Below are 18714 nucleotides of genomic sequence, written 5' to 3' on the forward strand. Positions count from 1 at the left end.
CCCTGCCACGTGGCTGGTCCCGCGGAGCTGATGCGGACGTCCAGGCCATCACAATCGGCCGAGCGCCGGTCCGCCCCGCGAGCGGCCCCAGCCGCGGGCCCATTGCGATGGCCTGGCGGTCCGCCCCGACCCCGACTATTTCCCGGAATGACGCTGATTTTCATTTCAAACGTGCGGTGAGTCCTCGTTCGAACGCGCTCTGCTGTGTCAGGATGCCGCCCATGACGGCCCATCCGACCGCCCCGCCCCCTGTCGACTCGCCGCCGCCTGATGCGGACAAGAAGGAGTCGAGCGGCTCCTCGATCGCGTTCACCGCGACGTTGATCCTGCTGGTCGGGCTGGCGCTGTTCGGGCGGAAGATCTTCGCCGGGGCGTTCACCGACGACGGGATCCGGACCTGGGCGACGATGTTCGTCGGTGTCACCGTCCAGGCGATGCCGTTCCTGGTCCTCGGCGTCCTGCTGTCCGCGGCGCTGACCGCGTTCATCCCGGCGTCGTTCTTCGCGAAGGCGCTCCCGAAGCACCCGGCCCTCGCCGTCCCGGTCGCCAGCGCCTCGGGCGTCGTACTGCCCGGCTGTGAGTGCGCGTCGGTGCCGGTGTCGGCGGCGTTGATGAACCGCGGGGTCACGCCGGCCGCGGCGCTCGCGTTCCTGCTGTCCGCGCCGGCGATCAACCCGGTCGTGCTGGCGTCCACCGCGGTCGCGTTCCCGGGGCAGCCGAAGGTTGTGGTCGCCCGCGCGATCACCTCGCTCGGGGTGTCGATGATCCTCGGCTGGTTGTTCCTGGCGACCGGCAAGGGCAGTTCGTGGCTGCGGATGCCGAAGAACAGGCACGCGGACGGCACCGGCAAGTTCGAGGTGTTCCGGTCCGCGATGCTGCACGACTTCCTGCACGCCGGAGGATTCCTCGTCATCGGCGCGGCCGCGGCGGCCACGCTGAACGTCGTCGTACCGCGCAGCTGGCTGGACCACGTGGCCGGCAACCTGCTGCTGTCCGTGCTCGTCCTCGGGCTGCTCGCCGTACTGCTGGCGATCTGTTCCGAGGCGGACGCGTTCGTGGCGGCCAGCCTGACGCAGTTCTCGTTGACCGCGCGGCTCGCTTTCATGGTGGTCGGGCCGATCGTGGACGTGAAGCTGATCGCGCTGCAGACCGGAACCTTCGGTCCGAAGTTCGCCGCCCGGTTCGCACCGGCCACCTTCGTGGTCGCGATCCTGGCCAGTCTCCTCGTGGGGTGGTGGTTGCTGTGAGGCGCAACGTCGCTGGTCTGGTGATCGTGTTCGTGGGCGCCGCGATAGTGCAACTGGCGACGTCGAACACCTATCTGCGGTACGTGAAACCCGGGATGCGGTGGATGCTGCTCGCGGCCGGGTTGATCCTGATCGCGCTGGCGGTCTTCGACGTACTCGCGGACACGCGGAAGAAGCCGGACGGACACGAGCAGCACGCCGACGACGGCCACGGCCATCACGGGCTGCCGCGGGCCGCGTGGCTGCTGCTGATCCCGATCTTCGCGCTGCTCGTCGTCGACCCACCCGCCCTCGGTGCGGACGCGGCCCAACGCCAGTCCCCGGTCGCAGCCAAACCGGCCGACCCGAAGAGCAACTCCTGGCTGTCCAACAACTCCCAGGGCGACGCCCCAGTGGCCTTGGCCGTCCGGGACTACGCCGTCTGGGCGGTGTGGGAGAAGGAGAGCATGAAGGGCCGCGCGTTCCAGCTGACCGGCTTCGTCACCCCGGCGAAGAACGGCAGCTGGTACGTGACCCGCATCGGCCTGACCTGCTGCGTCGCGGACGGCACCGCGTTCATGGTCGAGGCCCGCGGCCAGGCCGCCCCGCCGAAGAACCAATGGGTGACCGTCACAGGCCAGTGGGCCGAACCCACCAAACGCGCGGACGGCGACGTCGCCGCCCTCACCGTGGAAACCGTCAAGCCGGTCACTGCCCCCGCGAATCCCTACGAGTGAGGGACCGAACGACAGGAGACAGTCCGCTCCGGACGCCGTCTCAGCCGTCTGCCGGGCGGAAGCCCCCGGTGTAGTAGACGACGACTACGTCCTGTCGTTAGGTACTTGCCACCCAGCCGGCGACGACAGGGATCCCGGTGGGGCGGTGTACGGCGATGAAGGCGAAGGGGTGGTCCAAGGTCACCTTCAGCGCCTTGCCGCCTGGTGTCGGGGCGGACCCGGCGGCCATCGGCATCGTGGTGACGGCGGCTGCTTCGAAGCCGGTGGCGGAGAAGCGGGCCATCACCGCCTGCTTGGCCTGACTCACCGCGAGCGGGAACGGGCTCAGGCCGGGAAAGTGCCCGCGCCGTGTGTCCATCGCCGACGTCAGCCCGAACACCTCGGCATGCTCGAGCAAGTCGTGCTCCGCGTCGACCTCGAAGTACGGCATCGACAACACCACCGTCGGCACCGGTGATATCGACTCGATCACCTCGACGGCCGGTGCGGGCCGTTCCTTCGAGAACAGTCGCTTCCACCGGGAGGACGGCGCACCGGCAAGCAGCTCGGCACCGCCGATCCCCTCACCGCTCGGTTCAAGGGCAGCAGCCAGTACGGCGCCACGCCCGCGACCAGGCTCACCAGCGATCAGCCGTACGTCGAACTCCCCTGTCCCCACGACCGTCACCACTGTCAGCGGACCGGCCGGACCGTCGTACACACGCAGGCTCTCGAGGTCCTGGTCGGCCCGGCTGAGCCAACGCCGGTCATCCCGCGGGTACTCGTTGAACGGCAGCACCCACTTGGTCTGCAGCGCCAGCGCGGACGCGAGCACCAGCAGCACGTCGTCGTTGAGCTGGATCGGCATCCGCTTGAGCAGACCGCCCGTCTGCTCGATCACCCACGCATCGAGCGCCGCCTGATCCGTCAGCAGTCCGCGCACCTCCAGCGGCACCAGCCGATCCACCCCCGGCTGCAGCGGGATCTCCGGTCGCGTCCACAGCCCGAGGCCCATCCGGAGCTCGGGAGTCTGCAGCAGGCCGGCGTACTGTCCGCCTGCTGCTTCGGCGAGTTCCTCCCGCGCCGGGCCGTCGGCGAGTTCCGCCAGGATGGCGAGCAGCGGTTGCACGCCGAGCCCGGAGATGACGGTGCTTTCCTCACCTGACAGCTGCTCGATCCAGCGAGCGGTCAGGCGGCTGACTTGGTGGGCATCCACTCACACATCCTCGCCCATCACCGTTCTACCTCCGTGAAGCGAACTGTTGAACCCAAGGTCCTGTACTTCGGTACGCCGGTCGTCCTGATCAGCTCCCGCAACCCGGACGGGAGCACGAACCTCGGCCCGATGTCGTCCGCCTGGTGGCTCGGGTACACCGCGATGCTGGGGATGGGCACCAGCGCGCAGACGGTGAAGAACCTCGCCGAGCGCCCGGACTGCATTCTCAACCTGGTCGACCCCGCGATGGTCGCGGCACTCGACCGGATCGCCTTGCTGACCGGGTCGCGGGAGATGTCCGACGCCAAGCGCGCCCGCGGCTACCGCTACGAGCCGGACAAGTTCGCCGCCGCCGGCCTGACCCGCGAACCGGGCGAACTGGTCGACGTGGACGCGGTCGTGGAGAGCCCGATCAACCTCGAGGGCCGGATCGAAGCGATCCACGACATCGGCGGACCGGATTCCCACCTGTGTGCGCTGGAGATGAAGATCGAGCGCGTGCACGTCCACGAGGAGCTGCTGATGAGCAACGACCGCTACATCGATCCGCTCCGCTGGGACCCGCTGATCATGAAGTTCACCGAGTACTTCGCCGGCGGCACACCGGCGTACGCGTCGTCGTTGGCCCGCGGCTGGCAGATGCCGCCGATGCCGTTACCGGCCAACTAACTCCGGCTCGAGCCGTTCGCCGGACTCCGCCGCTCGCGGGGTCCGGCGGACGACCGTGCACGCCATGCCGCCGATGATCAGGACCGTGGCGATCGCCTGCTGGACGCCGATCGCCTCACCGCGCCAGAGCCACGCAGCCGCCATCCCGACGACGGGAACCAGCAGCGAGAACGGCGCGACCATGCTGGCGTCGTACTGACGCAGCAGGTATCCCCACACGCCGAAGCCGAACAGCGTCGCGACGAAGGCCAGGTAGCCGAGCGCGCCGATCCCGGTCAGGTCGATGCTTCGCAGCGCATCCAGGTCTGCCCGCGGTCCCTCGGTGAGGAGCGACAAGACGAGCAGCGGTACGACGGCCACCGCGCTGACCCAGATCATGAAGCGCAGGGTGTCCTGTGGTTTCGCGTGCCGGGTGACCGTGTTGGCGACACCCCAGCTCGCGCCGGCGGCGATGACCAGGGACAGTGCGCCGAGCGGTGCCGCGAGGCCGCGATCCAGCATGATGAGCACCATCCCGAGGCACGCGATCAGAATGCCGATCACCTGCGCGCCCCGCGGCCGCTCCCGCAGTACGGCGATCGCGAAGAGGACGGTGAAGATCACCTGACTCTGCAGCACCAGCGACGCCAAGCCTGCCGGGACACCGCGGTCCATCGCGATGAACAGCAGGCCGAACTTGGCCACGCCGAGGGCGAGACCGACCGCGATCACGTACCGCCAGGCGACCCGTGGCCGCCCCAGGATGAAGATCGCCGGGACCGCGGCGAGGAAGAAGCGCAACGCGGAGAACAGCAGCGGCGGGAAGTTCTCCAGGCCGACCTCGATGACGACGAAGTTCACGCCCCAGGCAACGACGACGGCGAGCGCGAGCAGCAGGTCACGAGGCTTCATGCGGTCCAGTCTGGGCAGGACTACACTTAAGGACCAGCACTGATTGCTACCGCCTTCGATGTAGGAGTGCTACATGATCGATCTCGGCCGGCTCCGCGCTCTGCATGCCGTCTCGCTGTACGGGTCGGTCAACCGAGCGGCCGAGGTGCTCGGATACACACCATCGGCGGTGTCGCAGCAGCTCGCGAAGCTGGAGCGCGAGACCCGGACCATCCTGGTCGAGCGGCGCGGGCGCGGGATCGTCCTGACCGACGCCGCCCAGCAGTTGGCCGCGACGGCCGCGCGGGTTCTCGAGTTGGTCGAGGACGCGGAACTGACCCTGGAGGAACAACGCGGTCAAGCGATCGGGACATTGGTGATCGCAGCCTTTCCGACCGCCGCCCGAGGACTGCTGCCGCCGGCTCTGTCACGACTGGCCGACGAGAACCCCGCGCTCGACGTCCGCGTCACCGAGATCGATCCGTTCGAGGCCGTTGCCGCGGTCAACCGTGGCGAGATCCACGTGGCGGTCGTGCACGACTGGCACAACACTCCGCTCAGCCTGCCCGAGGGATTGTCCCGGGTGAAGCTCGGCACCGATCCGGCCGACGTCCTCGTGCCGGCCACGCATCGCCTGGCCGGCAAAGAGTTCGTCCGCGCCGAGGATCTGGTCGGTGAGCGCTGGATCTGCCAGCCGACCGGCTCGATCTGCCACGAGTGGCTCGTCCGGACCATGCGCCGGGCCGGTGTCGAACCGGACGTCGCCTACTCGGTCGCCGAGTACCAGACCCAGCTGGCGATGCTTGCCCGTGGCATCGGCATTGGCCTGCTGCCGCGCCTGGGCCGTGGCCCGGTCCCCGACGAGGTGGTCGTCGTACCACTGCAACCGGCACCGAGCCGCCGCCTGTATGCCGTCTGGCGGACGACGACCGCGCGCCGGCCCGCGATCGCTGTGACACTGTCGACCTTGAAACACGCCTGGCCCGACCGGGACACTGCCTGATCGAGTGTGATCACTTCACGCGATCGGTTGACAGCGTTCCGTATCGTCGCTAAGTTCCGAGAAACTAATAGGAAACCTTCCTAACCATCCCAGGCAGTCCCCAACTTCGTTCCCGCCCCGACGCAGTAGGAGGCAGTTCATGATCCGCTCCCTGGCGGCCGGCGTACTGCTGGCCGCATCCACCCTTCTCCCCACCACCCCCGCGGCCACCGCCGCGCCTCCTCCCGAACCCGCCGCCGAGACCCCGGTCTCGATCAACGGGCAGCTGCGTGTCTGCGGCACCAAGCTGTGCAACCAGCACAATCAGCCGGTCCAGTTGCGCGGGATGAGCACCCACGGCATGCAGTGGTACTCGCAGTGCCTCAAGACCGCCTCGCTCGACGCGCTCGCCTACGACTGGAACGCCGACATCCTGCGCATCTCGCTGTACGTGCAGGAAGGTGGCTACGAGACCAACCCGCGCAAGTTCACCGACATGGTGCACAACTACATCGAGGAGGCGACCCGGCGCGGGATGTACGCCCTGGTCGACTGACACCAGCTCGACCCGGGTGACCCGAACTACAACCTGTCCCGGGCCAAGACGTTCTTCACCGAGATCGCCGACCGGCACAGGAACAAGAACAACATCATCTACGACATCGCCAACGAGCCGAACAACGTCGGAGACACCGAGTGAGGCCCAGCCGTGGGTGCCGACGAAGATCACGCCGTCGGGGTCCTTGGCCCGGATCACCGGCACCACCTGCTCGGCGTACGACTTGATGCCGGCCCAGCTGACCGGAGCGAGGCCGACATCGTCAACAACCCGGTCCGGGCCTCGAACCTGATGTACACGTTCCACTTCTACGCCGCGTCGCACCAGCAGGAGTACTTCGACGCGATGTCGCGGGCCGCGGACAAGCTCCCGCTGTTCGTCACCGAGTTCGGCACCCAGACCTACACCGGTGACGGCGGCAACGACTTCACCTGGTCGCAGAAGTACCTGGACTTCCTGGCCAGCAAGAAGATCGGCTGGACCAACTGGAACTTCTCCGACGACTTCCGTTCCGGCGCGGTCTTCAAGCAGAACGTCTGCGCCGGCAACACCTTCACCGGTACGTCGGTCCTCAAACCGGCCGGCGTCTGGGTCCGCGACCGGATCCGCACCCCTGACACCTTCCGCACCTCCGCACCGGCCGCGACCATCAACGTGAGTACGGCGGCGCAGCTGAAGTCGGCGCTGACCAACGCCGGACCGGGTGACACGATCAAGCTTGCCGACGGCACCTACACGGGCAACTTCAAGACCACGGTGTCCGGTACGTCGTCCGCACCGATCACGCTGACCGGTTCGGCGAACGCCGTACTGAAGTCCACTGGCGGCTACGGCCTGCACCTGAACGGATCGTCGTACTGGAACGTCCGCGGCGTCAGCGGACTGACCAACCCCGGGATCCCGGTCAGCTGACCGCCGCTCGGCTGCCGGAGCCGACGAGGGCGCGGAACTTGGTCTCCGTGTCCTCGTCGGCGGCTGTGTAGACGGTCGCCCGGAGGTGACCGAGCTGCGACAGCCACAGGATGGCCGGCTCGATCCGCAGCAGACCGGCCTTCGGATGCTCCAGCACCTTGATCCGGGTGCTCGGCACGGCCACCTCGTACCGCTCCCAGAGCTCCGCGAACAACGGCGAGCCGGTCAGCAGCCGTTGCGTCAGTTCCTGCCAGTCCGGCTCACCCAGATGGTCCGCAAGCGCGGCCCGGTACCCGGCGACCATGTGCACCTTCATCGAATCGGAGTCGACGTAACTGCACCCCCACTCCTTCCACATGAACGTCAGCCAGAGCATGTTGCGTTCCTCGACCGGGATGTCGCGCATGTCCAGCACGACCTCGCAGTAGGCGTCGTTGAACGCGAGGACGTCGTAGCGCGCGTTCAGCACCACCGCCGGGTACGGCGAGACGGCGTCCAGCATCTTCTGGATCGGCCTGGGGAGTGCTGGGCACTCTCCAGCCGCCGCACCGAGCTGGACACCGGCCAGCGTGTAGAGGTGCCTGCGCTCCTGCCGGTCGAGTCGCAGCGTGTTCGAGACCGCCTCCAGCACCTGCGCCGACACGTTAATGTCGCGACCCTGCTCAAGCCAGGTGTACCAGGTGACTCCCACACCGGCGAGCAGCGCGACCTCCTCCCGCCGCAACCCCGGCGTACGCCGCCGCCCGCCCGGCGCGAGCCCCACCTCCTCCGGCCGAATCCGCTCTCGCCGGCTCCGCAGGAACACCCCCAGCTCCCGCCGCTGCACCCCCTTGTCGGCCCGAACGCCGTACCTCATCCGGCTTCCGGCCTGCCCGGAACTGTCGGTGGTGGGTGGGAGGGTGTTCACGTCGATCACCGTTCTATGGTGGACCGGGCTGGAGGCTGGTTCCAGGTGCTGTGAATACCAGGATAAACAGACTCTCACTACCAGGCTCCGAACGGGCGCACGCTGGTGCGTATGACAGAGCTCCACGCCACTCAGGTCGCCGCCCGGCCGCGCGCTACCGCGTCACCGCTTGGGCCGGTGGCCCTCACCACCCTTCTCTTCGGCGCCTTCCTGCCGATGCTCTCCTTCTTCATCATCAACGTCGCCCTGCCGGCGATCGGCTCCGACCTGCGCGCCACCTCCGGTGAGCTCCAGCTCGTCGTCGGCAGCTACGGCATCGCCAACGCCACCCTGCTGGTCGTCGGCGGCCGGCTGGGCGACGGCTTCGGCCGCAAGCGGCTCTTCCTGATCGGGCTGATCGGTTTCACGGTCATGTCGCTCGTCTGCGCCATCGCCCCGACCATCGGCGTACTGCTGGCGGCTCGCGTCGTCCAGGGCGCAGCCGCGGCTGCCATGACCCCACAGGTACTGGCCTCCATCACCAGCCTGCTGACCGGCGAGCACCGCGCTCGGGCGATGGCCATGTTCGGTGTGGCCGGCGGAGCCGCGGCCGCCCTTGGCCAGATTCTCGGCGGCGTACTGGTCGAGGCTGATCTCTTCGGGCTCGGCTGGCGTGCGGTGTTCCTCGTCAACGTGCCGGTCGGCGTGCTGGCCGTGGCTGCGGCGATCCGGCTGCTCCCGGAGACCAAAGCCGATCAGGCACACCGGGTGGACCTCGTCGGAGCAGCTCTGCTCGCTCTGACGCTCGTACTGCTGCTCCTGCCTCTCACTGAGGGCCGTCCGCTCGGCTGGCCGCTCTGGACGTGGCTCTGCCTCGCTGCGACGATCCCGGCCGTGGCGGTGCTCGGCGTACACCAGCACCGGGCAGAGCAGTCCGGGCAGGCTCCGCTGATTCCGCCGACGGTGCTGCGGCTGCGGGCGATGCGGATCGGCTTGCTGCTCGCGGTCGCGTTCTTCACCACGTTCGGCGGGTTCATGTTCGTTTTCGCGCTCGCGACGCAGGGCGAGGCCGGGATGTCCCCGTTGGAAGGCGGTCTGAGCCTGCTGCCGATGGCCGTCGGGTTCTTCATCACATCGATCTACGGGCCGCGATTGCAGCAGCGGTACGGCGCCGGGCTCATCCTGCGCGGCTGGATCGTGCAGGCAGTCGGATATGGTCTGCTCGCCGTCGCAGCACTGACCCTCTGGCCGGATGTCGACCCACTGAAGCTCGCCGTACCGATGCTGGTCGCCGGCTTCGGCAGCGGCCTGGTCATGGTCCCGCTGATGGGTGTTGTGGTCAGCCAGGTCCCACCGGCTCAGGCCGGCCTCGGCAGCGGCATCCTGCTCACCAGCCAGCAGACCTGCCTCGCACTCGGGGCAGCCACCGTCGGTACGGCGTACCTCGCGCTGGCCGGGACGTCGTGGGGCCAAGGAGGCGCACTCGCCGCGGTCGCACTGGCCATCACCACCGTCTCGTTGCTGATGGCACCGGTCACGCACCAGCTGCGCTCGCGCTCCAGTGCGCAGGCCGGCTGAGAGAACCCGGCAGCTTGGTGGCACGGTCACCACGCGCGGCGTTGACCTGAGCCTGGGTGAGGAACAAGGCACCCGTCAGGTCGGCGCCGCGCAGGTCCGCGTCGCGAAGATCGGCACCGATCAGATCCGCCTGCCGGAGATCGGCGCCACGGAGGTCGGCACCGATCAGATAGGCACCACGGAGGTTGGCCTTCGCGAGATCGGCGCCACGGAGGCGGGCTCCGATCAGGTCGGCGCCGCGGCGCTCTTTCTTCTTGCTCTGCTTGCCACGCACGAGCTGACTCGTCTTCAGCAGCAACTCGTTGACCATGGCTCGCTCCGCGACCACGTCGACCGTGGTGAGGTCCGCCGTACGGCTGACCCGCTCGACACGATCGATCGCCGTACGCACGTCTGACTCGAAAGCCTTGTATTCAAGGGCTTCGGCGAGGTACCACAGCAGCTCGTGCAACTGTCGCAGGATCGGCAGGGCTTGGAACATTTGCTGCCCCGGCTGCTCGCGCCAGCTCTGGCCGGACCGGCGCGAGATCTCCTGGCCCGCCCCGAAGCAGTCGTAGACCGTGCAGCCCTGGAAGCCTTTCGGGCGCAGCTTGCTGTGGATCGTGCAGCGGAACGAGTCGTCGAGGTTCGGACAGGGTTCACCGGCGGGCTTGTCGATCGCGAAGTCGGCCGACTTGCTGAACGTCAGCGCCACACAGCAGAGGCCGAAGCAGCTGCCGCAGTCCGCGCGAAGATCAGATCTGCTCAGCAACCGTCAGTTCTGCTCTGCGACTGTCTGGCCGGTGCGGCGCCAGCGGATGCCGGCCTCGATGAAGTCATCGATCTCACCGTCGAACACACCGGACGTGTTACCGGACTCGTACTGCGTGCGCAGGTCCTTCACCATCTGGTACGGGTGCAGCACGTAGGACCGCATCTGGTCACCCCACGACCCCTGCACGTCACCGCGCAGCGCGTCCAGCTGGGCCCGCTCCTCGGCCTTCTTCAGCGCGAGCAGCTTCGCCTTCAGGATGACCATCGCGCTGGCCTTGTTCTGCAGCTGGGACTTCTCGTTCTGGCAGGAGACCACGGTGCCGGTCGGGATGTGCGTGATCCGGACCGCGGAGTCGGTCGTGTTGACGCTCTGGCCACCCGGCCCGGACGACCGGTACACGTCGATCCGCAACTCCTCCTCGGGCACGTCGATCTCGTCGGTCTGCTCGAGCACCGGGACCACCTCGACCGCGGCGAACGAGGTCTGCCGGCGGCCCTGGTTGTCGAACGGCGAGATCCGGACCAGCCGGTGCGTCCCCGACTCCACACTCAGCGTGCCATAGGCGTACGGCGCCTTGACCGCGAACGTGGTCGACTTGAGCCCGGCCTCCTCGGCGTACGACGTGTCGTACACCTCGGTGCCGTAACCGTGCCGCTCGGCCCAGCGCAGGTACATCCGCTGCAGCATCTCGGCGAAGTCCGCGGCGTCGACACCGCCCGCGCCGGACCGGATCGTGACCAGGGCCTCGCGCTCGTCGTACTCACCGGACAGCAGGGTGCGGACCTCGAGGGACTGGATCGCCTTGGCGAGCGAGCCGATCTCCTTCTCCGACTCCGCGATGCTGTCCGCGTCGTTCTCCTCCCGGCCGAGCTCGATCATGACGGCGAGATCGTCGAGGCGGCCGCGCAAGGCAGTGACCCGCTCCACGTCGGCCTGCAGGCTGGACAGCCGCGACGTGACCTTCTGCGCGTTCGCCTGGTCGTCCCACAGGTCGGGCGCGGCGACCTTCTCGCCGAGGTCGGCGATCTCTTTGCGCAGGGCGTCGAGATCGAGCACCTTCTCGATCGAGGTCAACGTCGCGTCGAGCTGCTTGAGCTCCGCGTCAAAATCCAGTCCAGCCACAACCAAACAGACTACCCGCTAGACACGGTCTGCCGTTAAAAGGCCGTGACGTAGCAGGCCGAACACCTCCGCGACCGCCTGCTCCCACTCGGCCGGCCGGATCTCCGCCGCTGCGCCGTGCAGGAGCCGCATCAGTTCTTCCTCCAGCACCTTCTGGGCGGCCGCGAACTGCGCGGCGATCATCCGGCTCCTCAGTCGGGCATGCCCCCGCTCCTCGAGCGCCTCGGTCAGCAGCGCCTCCATCTCGGCCGCATTCTGCCGCCGACGCGCCAGCAACGCCGGGCTGTCCTCGATCGTCCGGACGAACTGCTGCCAGGTGGCCAGGTGCCCGGCCTGCTGCCGCGTGCGGAGCTCGGCCAGGCAGTACGCCTCGAGCACGTCCAGCGGATGCGTCCCGGCGTCCGCTTCCCGGACCGCCCGCGCCGGACCCCGCCACCAACCGTCCTGGTCGAAGAACAGGTCCTCCTTGGCCGGAAAGTGGTTGAACACCGTCTGTACGGCGACATCCGCCGCCCGCGCGACCTCCGCGACCGTCACCGCGTCGAATCCGCGCTCCAGGAACAGCGCGGTCGCCACGTCCGAGATCGCCTGCCGCGTCTGCTGCTTCTTCCGCTCCCGCCGGCCTTCCATTCGACAGAGCATAGACCAGATGCTTTACTTCATCCAATCTTGTAGTCACTACATCTTTGGAGTTTAGTCCAGTGCCAGTTCTCGTCACCGGCGCTCGCGGCAAGATCGCCCGCGCCGTCGTCGCCGCCCTCACCACCGCCGGCCACCCGGTGCGCGTCGCCACCCGGGTTGCCGCTGCCGACGTACCGGACGCGGTCACCTACGACCCGAGCGACCCCGGCCCGGTCCTGCGCGACATCAGCCAGGTCTTCCTGTACGCCGACCCGGCATCAGCGCCGGCCTTCGTCGCGGCGGCCGAGGCAGCCGGCGTCAAGCAGGTCGTGCTGCTCTCGTCGATGGCGGCGCAGGGCGACGATCCCGGCGACCCGCACCGCGAAGCCGAACGCATCATCGGCACCGGTGCGTACGCCACGACCTTCCTGCAGCCGGGCGCTTTCATGAGCAACGTGGCCTTCTGGGCACACCAGATCCGCGCTACCGGTGAGGTCCGGCTGCCCTACCTCGACGCCGAAGAAGCGCCGATCCACGAACAGGACATCGCCGACGTCGCCGTCCGCGTCCTCCTCGACGGGCCCGGCAACGGCCACGACGGCCGCGCCTACGCCCTCACCGGCCCCGAGTCGATGACCCGCACCCGTCAGATCCAACTCATCACCGAAGTCACCGGGGTCCCCATCACCCCGGTCGACCTAACCCCCGCCGAGGCCCGCACCGAACTGGCTCCCACCATGCGCAACCCTGCCCAGCTGGAGCACCTCATGTCCTACTGGTCCTCCCGCGTAGGCCAGCCGCAACCCATCGAACCCGCCGTCGAGTTGCTGACCGCCCACACCCCTCGCACCTTCACCACCTGGCTGAAAGACAATCCCACCGTCTTCGCCTGACCCGTCGCGCGGATTCCGCCATACAGCAGGGTGCCCGACCGACCAGACACCAATCGGAGGGCCGCCGGGCTCAGCGGATCGGGACGATGGCGGCGGCTTCGGAGGCGATGTCGGCGGAGCCTTGCCAGCCGGGCGGCTCGAAGGGGAGGTCGACGGACGACGTCAGCCGTACGGTCACCGTCGTACCGGTGACGTCCGCCGACCAGTCCAGCCCGTCGAATCTGTTGCTAGCGGCAACCTGGTCGAGATACTCGGCGGTCAGCCGGCGGGCCTGCTCCGGATCGATCTCGGCGTTCCCGTCGGCCGCGGGCTGCGCGTAGATCGCGGCCAGCCCGTTCGCCGCGGCAAGCACCGCGCCATCCGCGGTCGCGTCCAGATCCCGCCGCACCAGGAACACCTTCGAGATGTCCGTCACCACGACGATCATCAACAACACGATCGCCATGAACCCGATGATCAGCACGGTCAGCTGCCCTTGCTCGCCGGCACGCCTCCGCGGTGCGTTCATCGGGTGCCCTTGGCTTCGCGGTAGTCGCCGTACGGCTCGGTGTGGGCGGCGCTGACATGGATGGCCGGGGGCTCGCCGCCGAGTGCGTCGGGGATGAGCGGCAGCGGTACGTCGGTGTCGAGGGTGACGGTGACGGTGGATCCCGGCTCCAGGCAGACGGGAGTGCAACTGATGGTCAGTTGGCCGGGGTTGAGCTCCAGGCCTTGGTCCTTCATCGCCAGCCGCGCCGCCTCGAACGCCCGCGTCCGCGCCTCATCCTCCGACAGTCCGTCCGGCACGATGATGAACGCCCGCCCGGCCGCACGAGTCGCCGCGGTCGCGCCGTACGACGCCCGCTGTACGTCGAACACGCCCAACATCACGTAGACCAACGGCACCATCAACAACAACGCCAGCCAGGAGAACTCCACCACCGCGCTCCCCCGCTCACCCCGCGACCGGCGGGTGACGAACCTCATTCGCCGGTCTCCTTCACCGCATGGCCTTCGACCCTGAACTCGACACCAGGACCCCACAGACCCAGCGGAGGCATGTGCGCCGTGACAACGACCCGCACGCCCGGCTGCCCGGCGACGTCGGTCTCCTCAGCCATCACCGAGTCGATCAACTGGTCGTTCACCACGCCGTCCACCAGCTCCCGGGTGCGTGCTTCGCCGTCCGCGGGTTCCCGGTTGAGCACCGCGGCGTAGTGCGCTCCTTCCGAGGCCGCGGCCGCCACGGTGTTCCGCACGTACAGGTACAGCCCGAGCTGCAGGATTCCCAGGAACAACGGCACCACGAGCATCGAGACCAGCACGAACTCCACCACCGCCGACCCGTGCTCCCCGCGGCCGCTACGCCGGTGGGTCACTTGTTGGAGACTGAGCTCAGCGCGTCTTGGAGCATCTTGGACAGTTGCGGACCGGCGATGCCCCAGATGAGTACGACGAGGCCGGCGGTCATCACGGTGATGAGGACCCAGCCGGGGACGTCGCCGCGTTCCTTACGGGCCGGGCGTGGCGTCAGGACCAGCGCCACGAACAGTTTCGTCAGCAGTAACGGCATGAACTCTCCTCAGTTCATCCGGCGATCAGCCGGATTCCGACAGCGCCCGGATAGAAGGCGAAGGCAATGGTCACCGGCAACACGAGAAACACCACCGGGATCATCATGGCGACTTCCCGGCGCGCGCCGGACTCGATCAACTCGCGCCGCCCGGCCTCACGAATGTCACCCGCTTGAGCCCGCAGTACGTCGGCCAGCGGGGTACCGCGTTCGAGGGCGACCGCGAGCCCGTCCGCGAACCGCGACAGCGCCAGCAGGCCGGTCCGGTCCGCCAGCCCGTCGAGCGCGCGGACGAGCGTCTCACCCGCGCGGGTCTCACCCAGCACCCGCTTCAGTTCCTCGGCGAGCTCACCCCGGCAGGACCGCGCCACCCGGTCGAGCGCCGCCGCCGGACCCTCACCGGCCGCCACCGACAACGCCAGCAACTCCGCCACGGTCGGCAGCTCGGCGAGCAGCCGCCGCTCGCGACGTCGTACCTGGGTGGTCAGATAGGTGTCTCGGGCAAGCACTCCGAGGACGCCGAGCAGGCCGCAGAACAGCAGCATGCCGATCGGGTTCCCGGCGCCGAACGACAACGCGACGACCGAGACGACCAGCCCGAACCCGAAGGCCGCCGTACCCCACAGCAACTGCTCGATCCGGAACTCCTCGACCGTGCGCTCGACGCCGGCCCGCGCCAGCCGCCGGCGGATCGACCCGGCCCCGCCGAGCAGCCGCTCCAGCCGGGTCGCACCGGACCGCAACGTCGGCCCGAACAGCCGCAAGATCGCGGCGAACGGCGAGCCCGAGTCGACCACCCCGAGGAACACCTCCCCGCCCTCGAGATCCCGCAGGTACGGCGCCACCCGCTCATCCACCGACGGCTTCCGCCAGAACGGCAACCGCCGCCCCACCACCAGCAGCCCCGCCCCGAACACCCCACCCAGCACAGCCCCCACCACCACCGGACTCATCGCAGGACCCTTTCGGGTTCGGGGAGGCGGGCTATCCGGAGCATGAGGCGGTAGGCGATGAGGCAGGTGAGGGCGCCGGCGGCGATGACGAGGGCGCCCATCGGGGAGTTGTAACGCTGGATGACGTCGTCCTGGAACGAGAGCAAGGCGAGGACGAGCCAGGGGGCGGCGACGGCTACCCGGGCGCCGTTGACGGACCAGGATTGACGGGACTCGAGCTCGGACCTGGTCCGGGCGTCGTCGCGGAGGAACGTCGACAGGGAACGCAGCAACCGGCCGAGGTCCCCACCGCCGACCTCGCGGGCGATGCGCAACGCCTCGACCACCCGGTCGCCGACGGGATCCGCGAGCCGGGCCTTCAACCGGTCGAGCGATTCCGCGAACCGCCCGGTCGACGCGTAGTCCGCCCCGAACCGCCGGAACGGTTCACGCAACGGCAACGGCCCCCGCTCACCTACCTGCGCCAATGCCTCGGACAACGACAACCCGGCGCGAACCGCCGACGCGATGTTGTCCACCACGTCCGGCCACAACTCCCGGAACTCCGCGAGCCTCCGCCGCGCCCGGCTGCGCAACAGCGCGACCGGCAACCCACCGGCCATCAGCCCGAACACCGCACCGACCGGCCAAGCCCCCGACACCACGAACATCAGCGCGAACCCGACCACCCCCGTGATCACACACGCACCGACGAATGCACCCGGCGTCACACCTTCGACTCCAGCGCTGGCCAGCAACTCACGGCTGCGCGACAGCAGCCGTCCCTCACCGGCCGACGACTCGTCAACAGGTGCCACGAACGTCCAGATGATCAACAACATGCCGATCCCGAAGAACAACCCCAGGAGGAGTCCCATCAGCCCACCCCTCGCGGCAACTCGGTGAGCAGACCGGCCACGTTGTACCCGGCGTGCTGGAACCGCTCCGGATGCGGCAAATGCCCCTCGGCCCGTCGCAGTTGCCCGTCGTACGTGCCGAACACGGTCTCGGTCTCGATCGCCTGCTCCTCGATCCGCCCGCTGACCGCCACGATCTCCCGCACCCGCCGCTGCCCATCGGCCCCGATGCCCAGATGTACGACGAGATCCACGCACCCGGCCACCGTCGGCAGCACGAAGCGGGAGCCGATGTTCTCCCCCGCCAGCAACGGCAACGTGCACATCTTCGTCAGCGCCTCGCGGGCCGAGTTCGCATGGATCGTGCACATGCCGGGAAGCCCACTGTTCAACGCCAGCAGGAGGTCCAGGCACTCTTCGCCGCGCACCTCGCCGACGATCACCCGGGACGGCCGCATCCGCAGCGACTCCTTGACCAGGTCGCGCAGCCGGATCTCGCCGGTGCCCTCCAAGCCGGCTTGCCGCGTCTGCATCGACACCCAGTCGGGGATCGGCAGCTTGATCTCGAAGACCTCCTCACAACTGATCACGCGCTCGCTGCCGGGGATCGAGCCGGCCAAGGCGTTCAGCATCGTGGTCTTGCCGGCCTGCGTCCCGCCGGAAACCAGGATGTTCAGGCCGACCGCGACCGCGGCGTCGAGGACGGCAGCCGCGTGCGGGGTCAGCGATCCCAGCGCGACAAGGTCGGCCAACCTGGTCGCGCGCACGGTGAACTTCCGGATGTTGATCGCCGCATGGCGTTGGGTGATCCCGCCCAGCACGATGTGCACCCGGCTCCCGTCCGGGAGCCGGGCGTCCGTGAACGGCTGTGACACGTCGATCCGCCGGCCGGTCGACTTCAGCATCCGCTCGACCAGGTCGCTGACCTCCTCCTCGGTCAGCACGGTCGTGGTCAGCTCGTGCCGGCCGTCGCGAGCGATGAACACGCGGCTCGGCTCGTTGATCCAGATCTCCTCGACCGCCGGATCGTCGAGGTAGCGCTGCAGCGGCCCGAAGCCGGCGACCCTGTCGTGCACCTCCCGGCTGACCGCCTCGAGATCGCCGATCGGTGGCACCACGCCGGTCAGGCTGCGTTCGTCGTACTCCCGGACGACGGTGGCGACGATCGCGTTGACCGCGGCCGGGTCACGGAGCGGATCGATCCCCTCGCGGCGGACGACGTCGCGAACCTGGGCGTCGATCACTTCGACGGCACCGTCCCAGGCCGGCCGACGCGCGGCAAGTCTGTCGGCTGTCATCGGTCTCCCCCGTGTCTGTCCCGTCTGGCGACCACTCGGTCACCATGCGCGACCATCCTTCCAACCGCGGAGCCGGCCGCGCCACCCGCCTCGCCCGCAGCTGTGGATAACCGTGACATGCCAAAGGATCACTGAGGGTACTCGCGCCCTCACCAGCGGATGAACGAGCTCGGGGGTCAGCGGTGGACGAGCGTGTGCTCGAACGCGTAGCGGCTCGCGCGGAACAGGTGAGAGCCGTACTCGACCGGCTGCCCGTGGTCGTCGTACGTGATCCGGGTGGTCGCCAGCAGCGGGACACCTGGCTCCTCGGAGAGCAGCTGAGCCTGCTCGGGTGTGGCGGGCAGTGCGGAGATGGTCTGGTGTGCGACCTTCAACCGCACGCCCTCCGCACGCAGCAGTGAGTACAGCCCACGCTCGGCCAGGGTGGTCGGGTCTGTCTCCAGGAGTTCCGGGGGCAGCCAGTTGCGCATCAGCGCGAGCGGCTCGCCGTCCGCACGCCGCAGCCGCTCCAGCCTGAGGACTCGGTCCCCCTGCTCGATCTGCAGGGCAGTAGCGACCTCCGCGCTCGCTGGAGTGATTCCGAACCGCAGTACGTCGGTCTGCGGCTTGCGATGCGCCGCGGCCAGGTCGTCGTACAGGCTGGTCAGTTCGAGTGAGCGCCGTACCTGGCCCGAGTTCCCCACCACCTGCGTGCCGACGCCGCGCTTGCGCACGAGCAGTCCCTGGTCGACCAGTCGCGCGATCGCCTGCCGCACCGTCGGCCGGCTCAACCCGTACGCCTCCGCCAGGTCCACCTCATTGCTCAGCCGCGACCCGACCGGCAGTTCCCCGCCCTGAATCGCCGCCTCCAGTTGCTGCGCCAACTGCACGTGCAACGGCGTACGGCTGTTCCGATCAACCCGGACCTGCACGGTACTCATGCGCACATCCTGAAGCCTCCGCCTTGATCCGTCGACCCGCCGCAGTGATTTGATCAGATCTCTGCCTTTGTGAAGGCTCCCGGGAAACGCCGCTCGTTTTTCCTGAGTTCGCGCGGCGGTCTGTTCCGCGATTTCCAGCAGCCGGTCCTGA

The 18714-nt window shown here is 68.5% G+C and carries 21 protein-coding genes and 1 pseudogene; 8 read left to right on the top strand and 14 right to left on the bottom strand.

The features are described 5' to 3' along the window. The first annotated feature begins 221 nt into the window (after positions 1–221). Together AB0F43_RS08150 and AB0F43_RS08155 are read left to right on the top strand one after the other, a co-directional pair. Positions 222–1247, top strand: coding sequence for a permease (locus AB0F43_RS08150; RefSeq protein ID WP_360472317.1), 1026 nt, complete (start codon positions 222–224; stop codon positions 1245–1247). Beyond that, positions 1244–1963: a TIGR03943 family protein gene (locus tag AB0F43_RS08155; RefSeq protein WP_360472320.1), complete on the top strand. Its 720-nt coding sequence runs from the start codon at positions 1244–1246 to the stop codon at positions 1961–1963. Before AB0F43_RS08150 ends, AB0F43_RS08155 begins: the two co-directional genes overlap by 4 nt. A 97-nt stretch (positions 1964–2060) precedes the next feature. On the opposite strand, the gene AB0F43_RS08160 is transcribed toward AB0F43_RS08155, so the two are convergent. Beyond that, positions 2061–3158 carry a serpin family protein gene (locus AB0F43_RS08160; protein WP_360472323.1) on the bottom strand — a complete coding sequence of 366 codons (1098 nt, stop codon included), beginning with the start codon at positions 3156–3158 and terminating at the stop codon, positions 2061–2063. Positions 3159–3191: 33 nt separating this feature from the next. On the opposite strand from AB0F43_RS08160, the gene AB0F43_RS08165 reads away from it, so the two are divergent. Beyond that, positions 3192–3827 (top strand): flavin reductase family protein, encoded by a 636-nt coding sequence (locus tag AB0F43_RS08165; protein WP_360472325.1) that lies wholly within the window; start codon positions 3192–3194, stop codon positions 3825–3827. On the opposite strand, the gene AB0F43_RS08170 is transcribed toward AB0F43_RS08165, so the two are convergent. Further along, positions 3813–4718 carry an EamA family transporter gene (locus tag AB0F43_RS08170; RefSeq protein WP_360472328.1) on the bottom strand — a complete coding sequence of 302 codons (906 nt, stop codon included), beginning with the start codon at positions 4716–4718 and terminating at the stop codon, positions 3813–3815. The two genes, AB0F43_RS08165 and AB0F43_RS08170, sit on opposite strands and share 15 nt — an antisense overlap. A 73-nt stretch (positions 4719–4791) precedes the next feature. Here AB0F43_RS08170 and AB0F43_RS08175 point away from each other — a divergent pair, with 73 nt between their 5' ends. From AB0F43_RS08175 to AB0F43_RS08185, 3 genes and pseudogenes are all read left to right on the top strand, one after another. After that, complete coding sequence (locus AB0F43_RS08175; protein WP_360472331.1) at positions 4792–5700, top strand: LysR family transcriptional regulator; 909 nt, start codon at positions 4792–4794, stop codon at positions 5698–5700. Positions 5701–6040: 340 nt separating this feature from the next. Then, positions 6041–6679: pseudogene (locus AB0F43_RS08180) on the top strand (cellulase family glycosylhydrolase); the annotation flags it as partial. A 213-nt stretch (positions 6680–6892) separates the two neighbouring features. Next, the gene (locus AB0F43_RS08185) at positions 6893–7150 is read left to right on the top strand and encodes a chondroitinase-B domain-containing protein (RefSeq protein ID WP_360473065.1); all 258 of its coding nucleotides are present in this window, start codon (positions 6893–6895) and stop codon (positions 7148–7150) included. Here AB0F43_RS08185 and AB0F43_RS08190 read toward each other — a convergent pair. Then, positions 7143–8066, bottom strand: a complete 924-nt coding sequence (locus tag AB0F43_RS08190) for a helix-turn-helix transcriptional regulator (protein WP_360472334.1) — start codon at positions 8064–8066, stop codon at positions 7143–7145. The two genes, AB0F43_RS08185 and AB0F43_RS08190, sit on opposite strands and share 8 nt — an antisense overlap. Positions 8067–8168: 102 nt before the next feature. On the opposite strand from AB0F43_RS08190, the gene AB0F43_RS08195 reads away from it, so the two are divergent. Next, positions 8169–9614: an MFS transporter gene (locus AB0F43_RS08195; protein WP_360472337.1), complete on the top strand. Its 1446-nt coding sequence runs from the start codon at positions 8169–8171 to the stop codon at positions 9612–9614. On the opposite strand, the gene AB0F43_RS08200 is transcribed toward AB0F43_RS08195, so the two are convergent. The 3 genes from AB0F43_RS08200 to AB0F43_RS08210 are packed head-to-tail and all read right to left on the bottom strand — an operon-like array spanning position 9571 to position 12120. Continuing rightward, positions 9571–10308 (bottom strand): pentapeptide repeat-containing protein, encoded by a 738-nt coding sequence (locus tag AB0F43_RS08200; protein WP_360472340.1) that lies wholly within the window; start codon positions 10306–10308, stop codon positions 9571–9573. The two genes, AB0F43_RS08195 and AB0F43_RS08200, sit on opposite strands and share 44 nt — an antisense overlap. Before the next feature lie 60 nt (positions 10309–10368). Continuing rightward, positions 10369–11490 carry a peptide chain release factor 2 gene (prfB, locus tag AB0F43_RS08205; RefSeq protein WP_360472343.1) on the bottom strand — a complete coding sequence of 374 codons (1122 nt, stop codon included), beginning with the start codon at positions 11488–11490 and terminating at the stop codon, positions 10369–10371. A gap of 18 nt (positions 11491–11508) precedes the next feature. Then, positions 11509–12120 carry a helix-turn-helix domain-containing protein gene (locus AB0F43_RS08210; protein WP_360472346.1) on the bottom strand — a complete coding sequence of 204 codons (612 nt, stop codon included), beginning with the start codon at positions 12118–12120 and terminating at the stop codon, positions 11509–11511. Between the two features lie 71 nt (positions 12121–12191). On the opposite strand from AB0F43_RS08210, the gene AB0F43_RS08215 reads away from it, so the two are divergent. Next, positions 12192–13004, top strand: coding sequence for an NAD(P)H-binding protein (locus AB0F43_RS08215; protein WP_360472349.1), 813 nt, complete (start codon positions 12192–12194; stop codon positions 13002–13004). Between the two features lie 70 nt (positions 13005–13074). On the opposite strand, the gene AB0F43_RS08220 is transcribed toward AB0F43_RS08215, so the two are convergent. From AB0F43_RS08220 to AB0F43_RS08255, 8 genes are all read right to left on the bottom strand, one after another. Further along, positions 13075–13512 carry a Tad domain-containing protein gene (locus tag AB0F43_RS08220; protein ID WP_360472352.1) on the bottom strand — a complete coding sequence of 146 codons (438 nt, stop codon included), beginning with the start codon at positions 13510–13512 and terminating at the stop codon, positions 13075–13077. Beyond that, on the bottom strand, positions 13509–13970 hold the full coding sequence (locus AB0F43_RS08225; RefSeq protein WP_360472355.1) for a hypothetical protein: 462 nt from the start codon (positions 13968–13970) through the stop codon (positions 13509–13511). The genes AB0F43_RS08220 and AB0F43_RS08225 overlap by 4 nt, the downstream gene beginning before the upstream one ends. Continuing rightward, positions 13967–14362 (bottom strand): TadE/TadG family type IV pilus assembly protein, encoded by a 396-nt coding sequence (locus AB0F43_RS08230; RefSeq protein ID WP_360472358.1) that lies wholly within the window; start codon positions 14360–14362, stop codon positions 13967–13969. The genes AB0F43_RS08225 and AB0F43_RS08230 overlap by 4 nt, the downstream gene beginning before the upstream one ends. Further along, on the bottom strand, positions 14359–14556 hold the full coding sequence (locus AB0F43_RS08235) for a hypothetical protein (RefSeq protein WP_360472361.1): 198 nt from the start codon (positions 14554–14556) through the stop codon (positions 14359–14361). Before AB0F43_RS08235 ends, AB0F43_RS08230 begins: the two co-directional genes overlap by 4 nt. A 14-nt stretch (positions 14557–14570) precedes the next feature. Then, complete coding sequence (locus AB0F43_RS08240; RefSeq protein ID WP_360472364.1) at positions 14571–15509, bottom strand: type II secretion system F family protein; 939 nt, start codon at positions 15507–15509, stop codon at positions 14571–14573. Beyond that, positions 15506–16366: a type II secretion system F family protein gene (locus AB0F43_RS08245; protein ID WP_360472367.1), complete on the bottom strand. Its 861-nt coding sequence runs from the start codon at positions 16364–16366 to the stop codon at positions 15506–15508. The genes AB0F43_RS08240 and AB0F43_RS08245 overlap by 4 nt, the downstream gene beginning before the upstream one ends. Continuing rightward, positions 16366–17643: an ATPase, T2SS/T4P/T4SS family gene (locus AB0F43_RS08250; RefSeq protein ID WP_360472370.1), complete on the bottom strand. Its 1278-nt coding sequence runs from the start codon at positions 17641–17643 to the stop codon at positions 16366–16368. Before AB0F43_RS08250 ends, AB0F43_RS08245 begins: the two co-directional genes overlap by 1 nt. Before the next feature lie 176 nt (positions 17644–17819). After that, complete coding sequence (locus tag AB0F43_RS08255; protein ID WP_360472373.1) at positions 17820–18563, bottom strand: GntR family transcriptional regulator; 744 nt, start codon at positions 18561–18563, stop codon at positions 17820–17822. Between the last annotated feature and the right edge of the window lie 151 nt (positions 18564–18714).

Origin of the sequence: Kribbella sp. NPDC023972, assembly GCF_040639075.1 — a bacterium.
Lineage (GTDB): Bacteria > Actinomycetota > Actinomycetes > Propionibacteriales > Kribbellaceae > Kribbella.